The 14492-nt window shown below is 60.2% G+C and carries 10 protein-coding genes; 1 reads left to right on the forward strand and 9 read right to left on the reverse strand.

The features are described 5' to 3' along the window. Positions 1 to 17: 17 nt before the first annotated feature. The 7 genes from NBG89_RS21075 to NBG89_RS21105 all read right to left on the reverse strand — a co-directional run bounded on the left by NBG89_RS21075 (position 18) and on the right by NBG89_RS21105 (position 8362). Positions 18 to 1985 carry a hydantoinase B/oxoprolinase family protein gene (locus NBG89_RS21075; RefSeq protein ID WP_431324071.1) on the reverse strand — a complete coding sequence of 656 codons (1968 nt, stop codon included), beginning with the start codon at positions 1983 to 1985 and terminating at the stop codon, positions 18 to 20. Between the two features lie 2 nt (positions 1986 to 1987). Next, complete coding sequence (locus NBG89_RS21080) at positions 1988 to 4030, reverse strand: hydantoinase/oxoprolinase family protein (RefSeq protein ID WP_431324072.1); 2043 nt, start codon at positions 4028 to 4030, stop codon at positions 1988 to 1990. An 87-nt stretch (positions 4031 to 4117) separates the two neighbouring features. Then, positions 4118 to 4585 carry a GNAT family N-acetyltransferase gene (locus NBG89_RS21085; protein WP_431324073.1) on the reverse strand — a complete coding sequence of 156 codons (468 nt, stop codon included), beginning with the start codon at positions 4583 to 4585 and terminating at the stop codon, positions 4118 to 4120. Then, a complete protein-coding gene (locus tag NBG89_RS21090; protein ID WP_431324074.1) occupies positions 4582 to 4935 on the reverse strand; it encodes a cupin domain-containing protein in 354 nt (117 codons plus the stop codon). Before NBG89_RS21090 ends, NBG89_RS21085 begins: the two co-directional genes overlap by 4 nt. Before the next feature lie 26 nt (positions 4936 to 4961). Further along, on the reverse strand, positions 4962 to 5885 hold the full coding sequence (locus NBG89_RS21095; RefSeq protein ID WP_431324075.1) for a 2-hydroxyacid dehydrogenase: 924 nt from the start codon (positions 5883 to 5885) through the stop codon (positions 4962 to 4964). A 16-nt stretch (positions 5886 to 5901) separates the two neighbouring features. After that, a complete protein-coding gene (argE, locus tag NBG89_RS21100) occupies positions 5902 to 7026 on the reverse strand; it encodes an acetylornithine deacetylase (RefSeq protein ID WP_431324076.1) in 1125 nt (374 codons plus the stop codon). A 7-nt stretch (positions 7027 to 7033) separates the two neighbouring features. Then, complete coding sequence (locus NBG89_RS21105) at positions 7034 to 8362, reverse strand: NAD(P)/FAD-dependent oxidoreductase (protein WP_431324077.1); 1329 nt, start codon at positions 8360 to 8362, stop codon at positions 7034 to 7036. 270 nt (positions 8363 to 8632) lie between these two features. Between NBG89_RS21105 and NBG89_RS21110 the strand changes: the two genes are divergently transcribed. Beyond that, on the forward strand, positions 8633 to 9490 hold the full coding sequence (locus tag NBG89_RS21110) for a GNAT family N-acetyltransferase (protein ID WP_431324595.1): 858 nt from the start codon (positions 8633 to 8635) through the stop codon (positions 9488 to 9490). Between the two features lie 568 nt (positions 9491 to 10058). Here the strand turns inward: NBG89_RS21110 and NBG89_RS21115 are convergent. Next, positions 10059 to 13217: an efflux RND transporter permease subunit gene (locus NBG89_RS21115; RefSeq protein ID WP_431324078.1), complete on the reverse strand. Its 3159-nt coding sequence runs from the start codon at positions 13215 to 13217 to the stop codon at positions 10059 to 10061. Next, positions 13214 to 14329 carry an efflux RND transporter periplasmic adaptor subunit gene (locus NBG89_RS21120; protein WP_431324596.1) on the reverse strand — a complete coding sequence of 372 codons (1116 nt, stop codon included), beginning with the start codon at positions 14327 to 14329 and terminating at the stop codon, positions 13214 to 13216. Before NBG89_RS21120 ends, NBG89_RS21115 begins: the two co-directional genes overlap by 4 nt. Positions 14330 to 14492: the final 163 nt, after the last annotated feature.

Consider the following 14492-nt stretch of genomic DNA (forward strand, 5'->3'; position numbering starts at 1 on the left):
CCGCTCCATAGTCACTCTCAAAGACTGTAGCGGATTCGCATCTCTTCGAACAACGTGGTCATCTGGTCGAAAACTGGCCGCTCATCAGCGGACATTTTTTCCACGGCCTCGAAAACGCGATGCTTCAGGAAATAGCGCCAGCCGATCGGTGTCGACGCAAGGAAATCTGTCAGGAGCGCATATCGTTGCCTCGTCCACACTGCCTCGAACGCCTTGCGTTCGGGCGCGTAGCTGATGATTGCGCCGTCACGCTCCGGCGCCTTTTCGCGCAGACGCGCGGTGGCGTCGTTGTGGACGTCGCCGTTGCGTACGACAACGCCATAATCTCGCTCGGCACATACTGCCGTGACTGCCCCGCGCTTAACATCGGCAAGCACTTCGTCCGACGGTCTTTGGTAGGGATCGCCGTAGCCGCCTGCGCCAGGACCCACGACCCTGATCACATCGCCGGGGCCACAATGCACGACGTCGGTATTGCAGAGCGAAACCTCGTCAGCTCGGCCCGGATTGCGAACGAAGCGCGACACCATGCCCGGCTTGGCGCCCATGACACCCCAGGACGGCATGATCGAGCGGTTGCGGTTGCGCGCCGTCACAACGGTTTCGGGCGCCGAGATTTCAAACTCCATCACCGCCGAGAGCCCACCGCGATAGCGGCCTGGCGCGCCCGTATCAGGTTCCAGGCCATAACGCAGGAAGAGGATCGGCACTTCGGCCTCGCTGATCTCGATCGGGGTGTTGCGCAGGAAGCCGGTGGCTCCTCCGGCGCCATCGCTGCCGTCGCCGAACGGTGAGCCGCCGCCGCCGCCGCCGACCGGGCCGATCGAGGCCATGACCGGTTTTCCGTTCCGGCCGCTGGTCTTGATGTTCATGATCGCATTGCCGCCCGGCGAAGCGGCAGGCATCAGATCCGGCAGCGCCTGCACGAAAGCGCCGACGGTGACGATCTGGGTCATGGCACAGGTGAGCGAGCGCATGCCAACGGCGGCAGGACGCGAGCAATTGACGATCGACCCCTCCGGCAGCACGGCGCGGGCAGGGCGCAGCGTTCCGGCATTCAGCAGCAGGCTGTTGTCGAGTGTGTAGAGCACATAGGTTAGGCCGACCATGACCAGCGGATGGCGCTCACGGCCGCCGGTCGGCATGTTCAGCGACGAGCCGAGCTGCGGGTCGCTGCCGGTATAGTCGAGGACCACTTCATCGCCACGAATTCTCAGCGTCAACGCTACCCGGCAGGGCTTGCCGGCGACGGAATCCTCATCCGCATAATCGGCAAAGAAATAGTCTCCGTCAGGGACTTTCGCGAGAATCTGCCGGGTCTGCGCTTCGGCATAATCGAGGATCTGTCCTATTCCTTCCAAGAACGGATCGAAACCGAAGCGGCGGATAACATCGTGCATCTTCCGCTCGCCGATATTGACCGAGGCGATCTGGGCATGGAGGTCGCCCAGATTCTGTTCGGGCATGCGGACATTGGCGCAGATCATCTGAGCCACAAAGCCGTTCATCTCGCCGTTCTGGACGAGCTTGACCGGCGGGATGCGCAATCCCTCCTGTTCGATCTCCGAAAGCGAACGGGAGAGTGAGGCCGGGACTGCGCCGCCGACATCTGTATTGTGGATATGGCCGACGACGAAACAGGCAAGCTTGCCGTCATAGAAGACCGGCTTCCAGATGTGGATGTCGGGCGAATGGGTAGCGACGAAGCCGCTATAGGGATCATTGGTAATGCAGATATCGCCTTCGGCATAAGTGTCGAAGGCCTCCAGCAGCGGCGCATAATCGATGCCGGAATACCAGGGTGCGCCGAACTGGCGCGGATTGGCGAAGGCCAGGCCTTCGCGGGTCACCACCTGACAGGAAAAATCCTCCGTTTCCTTGACGAAGGCGGAATGGGCAGTGCGCATCAGTGTGAATGCCATGGCGTCAGCGGCGGCCGAGCAGAAATTGGCGAGGACTTTTAGATTGTGCCGGTCGATGGCCATGATCAGAACTCGGATTTGGTGATGACGAGATTACCGAAGCGGTCGACCTGGAGCTCGAAGCCCGGAGGAACGACTGTCGTCGTGTCGTCCTGGGCGATGATCGCGGGGCCATGAAGCCCGTGCCCTGCCATGAGGTCGCTGCGGTTAAAGACGCCCGTGATCCAGGAGCGGCCGCTGAACCAGCCCTCGACGCTGAAGCGGGGCTCGACAGGGCCGGTCGCCGGTGCGATTTCCAGCAGAGGCGGTTTCGGCGTTGCTCCGGAAATGACCAGCCGAAGGTTGATCATCTGCACGCAGGCATTCGGGTCGGCATGACCGTAGAGCCGCTCATGGGCCGCGTGGAATGCCGATGCGACAGCATTGGCATCGCCAGAACGAAGCCAATCGGCCCGAAGCGGCGTTTCGATCTCGAAGGATTGGCCGGCATAGCGCATGTCGGCGGTGAGCCGCATCTCGCCTTCGCGACGATATCCCTGTTTTTCGAGCCAGCTGCGCGCCCCTTGCTCTAGCTCCTCCAGAACGGGAACCAGGTTAGTCGCCGCACCGGCAGAGACATCGCAATAGATGGTACGGATGAAATCGTTCTTGAGGTCGGCCACCAGGCCGCCGAGAGCAGAGACGACGCCCGGCGAGGGCGGCACGACGACGCCCTTCATGTCGAGTTCCTTCGCGAGGAAGCAGGCAAGCATCGCGCCTGCACCGCCAAAGGCGAAGAGATAAAATTCGCGCGGATCGATGGCATAGCGCGAGACGAGCGCGCTGACCTCGGCATACATGCCGGAGATGGAAATGTCGACGATATCGCCAGCTAGGGATTCCACGTAGGTGTCGAGCCTTTCGGCAAGCGGGGCCAGTGCCGCCCTTGCTGCGGCATGATCGACCGTGACTGCACCGTAGCCGAGTGGCATATGGCCGATAAGGTTGGCGGCCGCCATTGCGTCGGTGATGGTTGGCTTTTCGCCACCACGGCCATAGCAGACCGGCCCCGGTGTGGAGCCCGCGCTTTCGGGTCCGGCATGGAGGAGGCCGAGCGCATCGATCCAGGCAACCGAGCCGCCGCCTTGTCCGACGGAGCTCACGGAAACCGAAGGCACGTGGATCTGGAAGTCACCGATGACCTCGCCAACGCCATATTGCGCCTCGCCGTCGATGATGACCGCGACATCGGCGCTGGTGCCGCCAATGTCGAGGCTGAGAATGCGATCGAAGCCGCTGGCCTTGGCGAGATAGCCGGCACCGATCACGCCGGCCGCCGTCCCCGACAGGATCATCTGCACGCATTCGGCCCTCGCCTGGTCGATAGCCATGACGCCGCCATTGGTCTTCGTGATCGTCAACGGCCCGGATATGCCCCTCTTCCTCAGTACGGTTTCGAAGCGGTCGAGATAATGCTGGACGCGAGGACGCACATAGCCGCTGATCACGGCAGTCATCGTGCGCTCATATTCACGGATCACCGGCCATGTCTGCGCTGAAGCGATGACGTTAAGATCAGGTGCAAGGCGCTCGATCATTGCCTTGACGGCGAGTTCGTTGGCCGGGTTGCGATAGGCATGCAGGAAGGAAAGCACGATGCCGTTGCAGCCGGCTGTGAGCGCGGCCTCGACAGCACGGGCGACATCGGCTTCGTTGGGCTCCAGCAGGATTTCGCCAGTCGCAAGTGTGCGCTCGGCAATTCCGAAAACACCTTCGCGCGAGATCAGCGGCTTCGGCCGCACAGAATAGAGATTGTGGATCTGCGGGATTTTCAGCCGGGCGACTTCGAGGACATCTTCGAAATTCTTCGTGGTAAACAGAGCAATGGTGTCGCCATTGCGCTGGATGACGGTGTTGACCCCGACTGTCGTGCCATGGGTGAAATAGGCAATCTTTTCCGCTTCAATCCCATCGCGGGCTTTCAGCCGGTCAAGCGCGAGCAGGATTTCCTCGCCTGGCGCATCCGGCCGCGAGAACACTTTCAGGGTGGAGAGTTTGCCGGTTTCTTCTTCGAGAACTGCGAAATCGGTGAATGAGCCTCCGACATCCACGCCAACCCGGTAAGCCATGTGATTTCTCCTGCATCTGCAAGCGCAGTTTCACAGGCCGGTCACGGTGGGGCCATCGAAAATTTATGGGATATCCATAACTCCTGGTTATGCATCGTCGCGAGATTTCGGGACTGTCATATAGTTCTCGGGGTGAGGCGCTGGACGATAGCCGGCTTTTTCATAAACGGCATGGGCGTCCTTTGTCGCCAGCATCCAACTTGTGACAGTGACGAGCTCCGGATGGTTGCGAATTTCGCTCGCCAGCCAGGACGCGAGGCCTTTGCCGCGATGAATTGGCAAGGTGAAGACATCGCGCAGATAGGCAAACATGCCGTAATCCGTCACCACACGTCCGAAGCCGGCCAGCGAACCGTCGGGCGCATAGATGCCAATAACGAGGGAGTGATCCAGCGCGCGTTGCAGTTGCTCGAGCGTCAGGCCTTGAGCCCAATAGGAATCATTGGCGAGAAAGGCGTGGATGGCGGCGACATCGAGCCGGCCGCGATCTGTGCTCAAAACATAGTCTGCGAACCGCGCCTCGAAAATGACCGTCTCGCCTGGCTTCGCCATCATCCCACCACCACATAGATCTTGCGCACCGTCTCGATCGTCTTCCAGACGCCGACGAACCCGGGCTTCATCACGAAGCTCTCGCCTGCGCCATATATCACCGGCTCGCTGCCGTCGGGCGTGATTTCCACGATACCGGAGAGGATATGGCAGAACTCGAAGGTCTCGCCCTTGATCGAGCGCGTCTGTCCAGGCGTTGCCTCAAAGACGCCGGTGCGAACCAGATCATTCTTCGAAACATCCTGCGCCCAGGTCTTGAAGGACGGATCGCCGGCGATAAGCCGCTCGGGCAAAGCCTTGGATTCGTGGGGGGCGAAGGCGGGATCGACATCGATTTTCTGCAGGAGGGACATGAATTTTCCTTTCGTAAGGCGGTTGTTCAATAGCCGCGGCTGCGGTCGACCAATCCGATCGGCTCAAGGCCGGCACGGTGGCGCTCGATGTTGTCGATTACGGCCCGGGCTGCGCTCTCGGGCTGGGTAATGCTTGCCACATGCGGCGTGAGGATGATCTTCGGGTGGGACCAGAAGGGATGACCTTGTGGAAGCGGTTCGGGTGCGGTCACGTCAATCACGGCGCCTGAAAGATGGTTGCTGTTGAGCGCGTCGAGCAAAGCCTCATGGTCAAGTTGCGGTCCCCGGCCGGTATGCACCAGAGCCGCGCCGTGCGGCAGGGTGGCGAAGAGTTCCGCATTCAAGAATCCTTGCGTCTCGTCGGTCAACGGCAGGAGGCAGACGAGGATGTCGGCCTGCGCCACCATGGCCTTCAGCCCAGCCTTGCCGTAGTGGCAGGTCACGCCGTCGATCTTGCGGCGCGACCGGCTCCAGCCGGAGAGGCGAAAATTGAACGGCCGCAAGCGCTCGAGAACCGCCTGTCCCAACATGCCAAGACCGAGAACACCGATACGGCGCGCCGATGCCTGTGCCTGCGGGATATGGTTCCAGATTTCAGACCTTTGCTGGGTGAGATAGCCAGGCAGGTTCCGGTGCAGGGCGAGAACGGCAAGCGTCACATATTCCTGCATCATGCGCACGATACCTTCCTCGACCATGCGGACGATCTTGACGTTGGGCGGCACGCTATCCAGCCGGAATTGATCGACGCCCGCGCCAATCGAGAAGAGGATTTCGAGATTGCGGTAGCGGGCGAGATCTTCGGGCACCGTCCAGGTGATCAGATAGCGTACAGCGTCAGGCTCGACGCTTGCCGGATCCATAAAGAACGGCAGGCCAGGTAGCGCTTCGGCAAACGCCTTTTCAAATATCGTCCCGCGCTTGGCATCCGACTGGAAGAGAAAGGTCATTTACGTCACCTCCGGTTCAGGCAGCGCAATGCGCAGCCAGTACCTCGATCATTTGCTGACAGGCCGCGAGCTCATCGATCACCAGGAACTCGTCGGGCTTGTGGGCACGGCCGATATCGCCTGGGCCGCATATGATCGCATCGATACCGGCAGCCTGATAAAGGCCGGCTTCTGTTCCGTAGCTCACCGCCGCAAGAGGTGTCTGGCCGGTAAGTCCGTGTAGGAGCGTTGCGAGCGGTGCATTGCCGCTCAGCGCAAGGGCCGGGTAGGCGCTCATCTCGGTCCATTGCACTGTAAATTCTTGCGCCGCCAATGCTTCGGCCCGCGTCCTCACCGGCGCAAGCAGGCTTACCGGATCAACACCGGAAATGGCGCGTGCTTCGAGTTCCATCGTGCACAGGTCGGGGATGATATTGATTGCGTGCCCGCCGGAAATGGTCCCTGCCTGCAGTGAAGAATAAGCCGGCGCGAAGGCACGATCGAACGGGCCCTCGGTCAGTTTTTGCGCAGCATCGACCGCAGCACACAGAACGCCGGCCATGGCATGGACGGCATTCAGCCCGAGATCCGGCCGGGAGGAATGGCCCGACCGACCCCGGATCGTCACACGAGCGGCCGCCTTGCCCTTGTGGGCCAGCACAGCCTGCAGATTGCTCGGTTCGCCGATAATCGCCCCGAGCGGCTTCGCACAAAGATCCGGCAGCCGGGCAAGCAGATGCGGCACGCCGCGGCAGCCCGCCTCTTCATCGTAGGAGAAGGCAAGATGGATCGGACGGACAAGACAGGTTTTGGTCAAAAGCGGAACGGCAGCCAATGCCGCGGCAAGAAAACCCTTCATGTCGGTCGTGCCCCGGCCATAGAGCCGGTCGCCATCCCGCCGCAATATGAACGGGTAAGAGCTCCAGCCCGGTTCCCCGGCCGGCACCACATCCATATGCCCGGAGAGGATATACCCGGGAACATCGACCGGACCGATGGTGGCAAGAAGATTGGCCCGGTCGCCCTCCGGCCCCATGAGCACGGACACCTTCGCGCCATGGCTTTCGAGATAGGTCATGATCCAATCGACGATCTCGCCATTCGGCGTGCCGACCACGCTGGGGAAGGCGATCAGGCGATCGAGAATGTCGATTGCGTTCATGGCGTCCTCACATCATGCCCGGCTTGCCGAGATCGGTGCCGTCGATCATGCGCTCGTAGCGATAGGGTTTCGGGTCGACGCAGGGCCGGTCGCCGCGAATGAGATCGGCCGCAAGCTGGCCGGCAGCGGGACCGATGCCAAATCCATGGCCGCTGAAACCGGAAGCGATGTAGAGCCCCGGCAGTGACTGAACCGGTGCAATCACGGGAATGGCGTCCGGTGTCGAATCGACCATGCCGCCCCAGCTTTGCGCGGCCCTGATCCCCTGCAGTGCCGGATAGATGTCCTGAAGTTTCTGCAGGCCTTTTGCGACGAGACGGGCATCCGGTTCCGGGTCCAAAATGCGGATGCGTTCGAAGGGCGAGATGCTGTCGTCACGCCAACGGCTGAGCGATTCGGGTCCTTCGAGGAATTGCCGGCCGATGGCGTAGGTCAGTCCCTTGCGGCGGCTTTGGAACGTCCGCCAGAAAGCCTTTGCCTGCATCAGGCCCCGAGGCGTGATCTGCAACTGGCCTTGGCCGCTGAGGCCCACGCTATAGCCGCCGTCAAGGCGGCGGCGCATCGTGACATCTTGCATGGCAATGCCGCCGTCAGTCACTTCCGGCGCCGGCACCGTATAGAAGGATGTCGACTTCACCGAAGCCTGCAGGAAGCTGATACCGTGATGTCGCAGCAACATGCCGCTCCAGGCGCCGCCAGCAACCAGCACGCTCTGGCAGCGTATCGGACCTTTTTCGGTAATCACGCCGGAAACACAGCCGGCGCTGGCTTCAAGGGCGCGTACGGCGCATTTCTCGACGATCGTGGCCCCGGCGGCCTGGGCTGCCTTGGCAATCGCGGCAACGGCGAGCTCCGGCTCAGCACGGCCGTCGGCGGGGGAATGCACGCCGCCAAGCCATTTCCTGCTATTGCCGGGCAACAGCGCTGCGGCTTCGGCACTGCTTAGCATTCGGGTGTCGACGCCGAATTCTCTGGCGACCCGTCCCCATTTCTCCCAGGTTGCGACATCTGACATGTTGTTGGAGGCGTAGACGAGGCCGGTCCTGCGGAAGCCCGTCTCTTCGCCGGTGTCCTTGTTGAGGTCTTGCCAGATGCGTAATGCCAGCTGTGCCAGCGGCAGTTCACGCGGATCGCGGTTCTGTTGCCGGCACCAGCCCCAGTTGCGACTCGACTGCTCCCCGGACACGACGCCCTTTTCCAGCACGGCGACGGACGTGCCGCGCCGGGCAAGATGCCAGGCGGTGGCGATCCCGGCCATGCCGGCGCCGACGATGACGACGTCGCAAGACTTTGGGATCGTGTCTGATGTCGCAACACTGCGGACGGGAGGTGACATGGTTGGAGCTCGCAATTATCTGATGAGACGCATGTGACGTGTCTTTGCGCTGACAGGATGGAATGACCGCTACAAGATTGCATGCCGAATGCGGAAATCTTTCAGTCAATTGTTGTGTTGCCTTGCACCTTTCGAGTGAATTCTACTGGTTGAGTTCGACTATCCTCCCATCATGACGGGACTGTCCCGACAGGGCGTCCAACGAGAGGCATTTATCCAGGGGGCAGGAGATTGAAGGTATCAGACAAGTTGCAGGTCGATGCTTTCTCGATGAGCGTCGGCGATATCCGTGATGTGGGATTGGACCAGTTGCATGCGCTTTCGATCGCGGTGGGCTGGCCGCACCGGGCAGAGGACTGGCAGTTCCTGAGGGAAATCGGTCGCGGCATCGTCGCGGTCGACGAGATCGGCAGGGTGCTTGGCTCTGCCATGTGGTTTCCCTATCGTGCGGATTTCTCGACCGTTGGGATGGTCATCACCTCGCCGCGCCTGCAAACCCAGGGCACAGGTCAGTGGCTGATGAGACATGTCTTCAGTGAGCTTCCTCGTCGCGATCTTCGGCTCAATGCGACGCGGGCAGCAAGGCGGCTGTATCTTTCCCTCAATTTCAAGCCGGAGAAGATGGTTTTCCAGTGTCAAGGCACCGCACGCCTGAGCGAAAGACCGCGCGACGAGAGGCCTGACGGCGAGATCAAAGCGCTCGAAGCCGGCGATCTGGATGCTGTCATCGCCTGTGATGCTGCAGGTTATGGAGTAGAGCGCGCCATCCTCATCAGAATGCTGTTCGAGCAGTCGTCAGGTTACGGCTTGTTTCGAGATGGGCAACTCTGCGCTTTCGCGTTCTGTCGCCCCTTCGGACGCGGGCATGTCGTTGGTCCTGCCGTCGCGAGCAATGATACCGACGCAATTGCCGTTGTCGCCCCACATGTTGCGCAACATGCAGGCCATTTCCTCCGCCTCGACACGCATCAGGACAATAGCGAGTTTGCCACCTTTCTGTCGCAGAGTGGCATGCCTGTCTACGACACTGTACTGACGATGTCGCTCGGCAAACGGCTTGCCGATTTTGCCGATGAGAAGACGAAGGCTCCGGCAACTTACGCCCTTGCAAGTCAGGCGCTTGGTTAGCGCGGCACCGGCAGACAATGGGCTGCTTCATGGACGCCACTTAGGGCGTAAACTCATAAAATCGCTCGGTGTTTATCGCCTGTCGTGATTCAACGCTTCCGAATGAGGGAGCCTCTGTAACGCGTCGCCGCTACGAACCCACCGATTACGAATGGTCGAGCTTGCCGCCTGATCTTGCTTGCCGGCGTGAATTCCTTCTATCGTCGGTGCGCCCGAGGGCGTGGATGTGTCGCGCTTCCGCGCTATGCCTTGCGTCGGGAACCATCAGCAGTGGTTTTTTGAAAAACACCTGCTCAGCCCCAGCCTGGCTGACGTCATGCTTTTCGACGCTCTTGCGGACGGTTCCCGCGTCCCAGTCGAGGCCGGTGACGGCATTCAAAAGCTTGCCTTGGGGACCAGGGAATATCCCATGGGTAAATGTCGATTGGAATTATTCGAATTTTCAACAGTTTCGATGGCCATCAACCGATCTTGCTCCGAGAGGAAGGTGCCGCAAAGGAAGCGACAAACCAGGCGGCGAGCAGGCCTGTTGCCGTTGTTCACTACACCCAGTTCTTGAGGCCGCCATCTACTCAGGAGCTATGGCAGTCGGAGGTTCGCTCGCCTCGTCGCGGCCCTGGCCGAAAATTCGACGCTTGACGGCCTCCCTGACGGTTTGGACGAGGATATACAGAAGTGGGATAACCAGCAGGCCGACGATTGTGCCGACCAGTAGTCCCCCGAGCACTGTCGTTCCGATTGCCTGCCGGCTGGCGGCTCCCGCGCCGGTCGCGACGACCAGAGGCACAACGCCAAGCACGGACGCCATCGCAGTCATCAAGACAGGTCTGAAGCGCTGTGCCGTTCCCGCGGTGGCTGCCTCCATGATGCTGAGGCCTCCTTCCCGACGTTCCTTGGCAAATTCGACGATCAGGATCGCATTTTTCGCCGCAAGCCCGATAAGCAGCAAGAGGCCGATTTGCGCGTAGATATTGAGATCGATGCCGCCAATCACGAGACCTCCCAACGCGCCGACGACTGCCACTGTCACCGACAGCATCACCGCCAGCGGCACACTCCAGCTTTCATATTGAGCGACGAGGAAAAGGTAGGTGAAGACGACCCCCATGATGAGGATGATTGCCGTCTGGTTGCCTGCCTGTCGCTCCTGCAGCGCCAATCCGGTCCACTCGTAGCCGAAGCCGGGGGGCAGTTTTTCCGCCGCAAGCGTTTCCATGGTCTCCAGCGCATCGCCGGTGCTGGATCCGGCGGCTGCCTGGCCGTTGATCGCAGCCGAGGGGAAGAGATTGTAACGGTTGATCGAGTTCGGACCGTAGACGGTCGAAATCGAAAGCAGTCCCTGCAGCGGAACGAGATTGCCGGACTGACCTTGCACCCGCAATCGTTGAATATCTTCAATTCGCGTTCGGAAACTCGGCTCGTCCTGGATGCGCACCTGGTACACCCGCGAGAAGATGTTGAAGTCGTCGACATAGGACGATCCGAGGTGGGATTGAAGCGTGCTGAAAATCGTTGCCGGAGAAACGCCGAAAAGTTCGGCGCGTTTCCTGTCTATGTCGAGATAGATTTGTGGCGTATCAGCGGAAAAAGTACTGAACACGCTCGTCGTCTTCCCCGTCTGGTTTGCCGCTATGATCAGGCCGCGCATCACTTCGGCCAATTCCTCCTGACTTTGGCCTGAGCGCGCCTGAAGACGGAAGTCAAACCCTCCCGTCGTGCCGAGGCCGGGTATCGCCGGTGGATTGAACGGTACAACCGACGCCGTCGAAATCGCCGCGAATTCAGCGCGCAACCGGTTGATGAGTGCAAAGACGCTTTGATCGCTCCCTCGCTCGTTCCAGGGACGCAGCGCGGAAATCACCATTCCCGAGTTGGAACCGCCACCACCCACCATGCTCGAGCCGGCGATGCCGATCGTGTTCGCAACACCTGGGGTTCGTTGAAGCACGGAGCTGACTGTTGCAATCGTCTGCTGCGTTCTTTCCAGGGACGCCCCGCTTGGCAATTGCACGTTCATGAAGAGATAGCCCTGGTCTTCGGCAGGAACGAACCCAGTCGGCAGCACGCGATAGAAGCCATAAATGCCGCCGAAAACGGCGACAAGGAGCAAGGCAGCCAGAACCAGCCTGCGGGAAAAAGTGTCCAGCAAACGTAGGTAAAAGTGTCGTGACGCGTCGAGCCCCCGGTTCACTTTACTGAAAATCCGTGACGAGCGCTGTTGTGCGGGCCGCAGCATGAGGACGCACAAGGCTGGGCTCAACGTCAACGCATTGATCGTCGAGAAAGTGATCGTCACCAGAATCGTAACGGCAAATTGCCGGTAGAGCTCACCGGTTATGCCAGCAAGAAAGGCCACAGGAATGAAAAGGGCGGCCAGGACCAGTGTGGTGGCAACGATCGGACCGGTAACCTCGCTCATCGTGCGCAAGGTGGCTTCCCGCACCCCAACGCGGGCCTCGCTCATCACCCGCTGGACGTTTTCCACGACGATGATGGCATCGTCAACCACGAGACTGATGGCGAGTATCATCGCAAACAGGGTGATGGTGTTGGCCGAATATCCCATGAGGTAGAGCACGGCAAAGCCGCCCACCAGCGAAACGGGGATGGTCAATGTGGGGATGACCGTCGCGCGCCAGTCTTGCAAGAAGATAAAGACGACGGCGACGACGAGGGCAAAGGTGATGGCCAGCGTGACGAGAATTTCTTGGATGGTCTGTCGAACGAAAGCCGTCGTATCGAAAACCACAGTGTAAGCAACGTCGTCGGGAAACTGCTTCGACAGTCTCTCCAATTCGCTGAGGACGGCCGTGGACACGGCCAGCGCATTGGCATCTGACGATTGATAGACGACCACCGTTGCGCTCGGCTGCCCGTTCAGGGTGGAGGCGGTGTCATATGATTGTGCGCCGAGTTCCACCCGGGCAACGTCGCGGATACGTACGACTGCACCATCCCGGTTCGTGCGAATGATGATGTTGCCGAACTCGGTCTCGCTCGCCAGCCGTCCTTTGGCCGTAACGGTCAACTGCATCTGCTGGCCTGTTACCGACGGCGGTGATCCGAGCTGCCCGGCTGACGCCTGGGCGTTCTGAGCCTGAATGGCTGCGGTCAGATCAGCGGCCGTTACTGCGAGCGCCTGCATGCGATCAGGGTTCATCCATACCCGCATGCTGTAGGCGGGACCGAAAACACTGGCTTCTCCGACGCCGGGGAGCCGTGCGATCGCGTCGCGGATATTTATCGTCGCGTAGTTGCTGATGAAGATTTCGTCTTTCGTCCCCTTTGGCGAGTAGATTGCAAAACCGAGAAGCATGCTCGACGAACGGCTTCTCACCGACACACCGGTCTGGGTCACCGCAGTGGGAAGTCGCGGCGTTGCCATGGCCACGCGGTTTTGCACGTTGACCTGGGCGATTGCAGGATCTGTCCCCGCCGCAAAGGTCACCGTCAGGCTGTACGTACCGTTGTTGGTGCTGGACGACGACATGTAGAGCATGTCTTCGACGCCGTTCACCTGGTCCTCGATCGGTGCTCCGACACTGTCCGTCATCACGCTGGCATTGGCACCAGGGTAGCTCGCAGTTACCTGAACCTCCGGCGGTGTGATCTGAGGAAATTGCGCGACCGGTATCAGGAGGAGGGCGACGGTGCCAGCGATCATCATGACGATCGCAATGACCATCGCGAACCTTGGTCTGGCAACGAAGGGTGCGGATATATTCATTGCTGCGTTCCAGCTTGGGGCACGACGGAGGAAGGCGAGGTGACGCTGCCTTCGGCCGTAGCTACCTGCGTGACATTAACGGCCACACCTTCGGAAACGTTCTGAAGTCCCTCCACGATGAGGTTCTCGCCGCCTTTCAGTCCTTCGTCCACGACCCAGTTTTCGTCGACCTGCTGGGAGACCTTTATCCGCTGCAGCGCAACGCGCTTCTCCTGATCGACAAGCAGGACGAATTTGCCCTCGCGGTCTTGCTGGACAGCACCCAACGGGACCACCGGGCGCATCTTCCTTTCCGCCTCCGATATGATCACCGTGACGAACTGGCCCGGAATGAGCAGGTTCTCTGGATTGCTGAACAATGCTCGAATGGCCAGCGTACCCGTTGTCTCGTCGATTTCGTTCCCGAAAAACTCGATCTTGCCCGTCTCGCTATATTGCTGGCCATTGGAAAGACGCAACGTAGGCGCATATTTCCTTGCCAGGTCGTCTTTGCTTGCGCCGCCCGCCGCCGCCCGCAGGTCAAGGATCGACCGGTCGCTGAGCGAGAAGACGACGCGGATCGGGTCCATTTCGACGACGCGCGCCAGAGTCGATGAACTGCCGCTTACGAAGCTTCCGACCGACAATTCGGCTGCCCCGATGCGTCCCTTGATCGGGGAGGTTATGCGAGTGTAACTGAGGTTTAGTTCTGCTTGCCCGACCTGTGCCTGCGCCGACAAGACGTTCGCTTGGGCCGTTTCCACCGCTGCCTGGCTTTCTTCCAGAGTGGCGCGCGATACGGTCTGCGAGCTCAACGACTGATTTCGCTCGCGCCGTCGTTGCGCATCTGCCAAGGTTGCCTGAGCGCTAGCAAGGGAAGCCTGGGCGTCCTGGAGCGAGATTTCGAGTGATCGCTTGTCGATGAGGAAGAGATCCTGATCCTTCCTGACAATCTGGCCCTCGTCGAACAGTCGCCCGTCGAGGAAGCCTTCGATCCGTGAGCGGATGTCTACCGTGTTCAATGCTTCCACACGTCCGACGAATTCGTGCTTTGGGGAGACATCCTCGATCTGAACACTCGCTATGGCGACAGTTGGCACCGTTTGTCCCAAGATTACTTGAGGCACTGACATAAACGAGACGAGCAGTACGCTCAGATAGACCGGTGAAACTCGACGTGGCACTTTCATCGACAAGTCTCCAACGAACACGAGGAAGTCTATCAATTCAAGGCATTGCGAAGCTCTGCAGATCAGCGGCGGCCACAAATGCTACCAATAGTCGTGACAATCGGCA

The organism is Rhizobium sp. YTU87027, from assembly GCF_050644135.1.
In the GTDB taxonomy this organism is placed as follows: Bacteria; Pseudomonadota; Alphaproteobacteria; order Rhizobiales; family Rhizobiaceae; genus Rhizobium.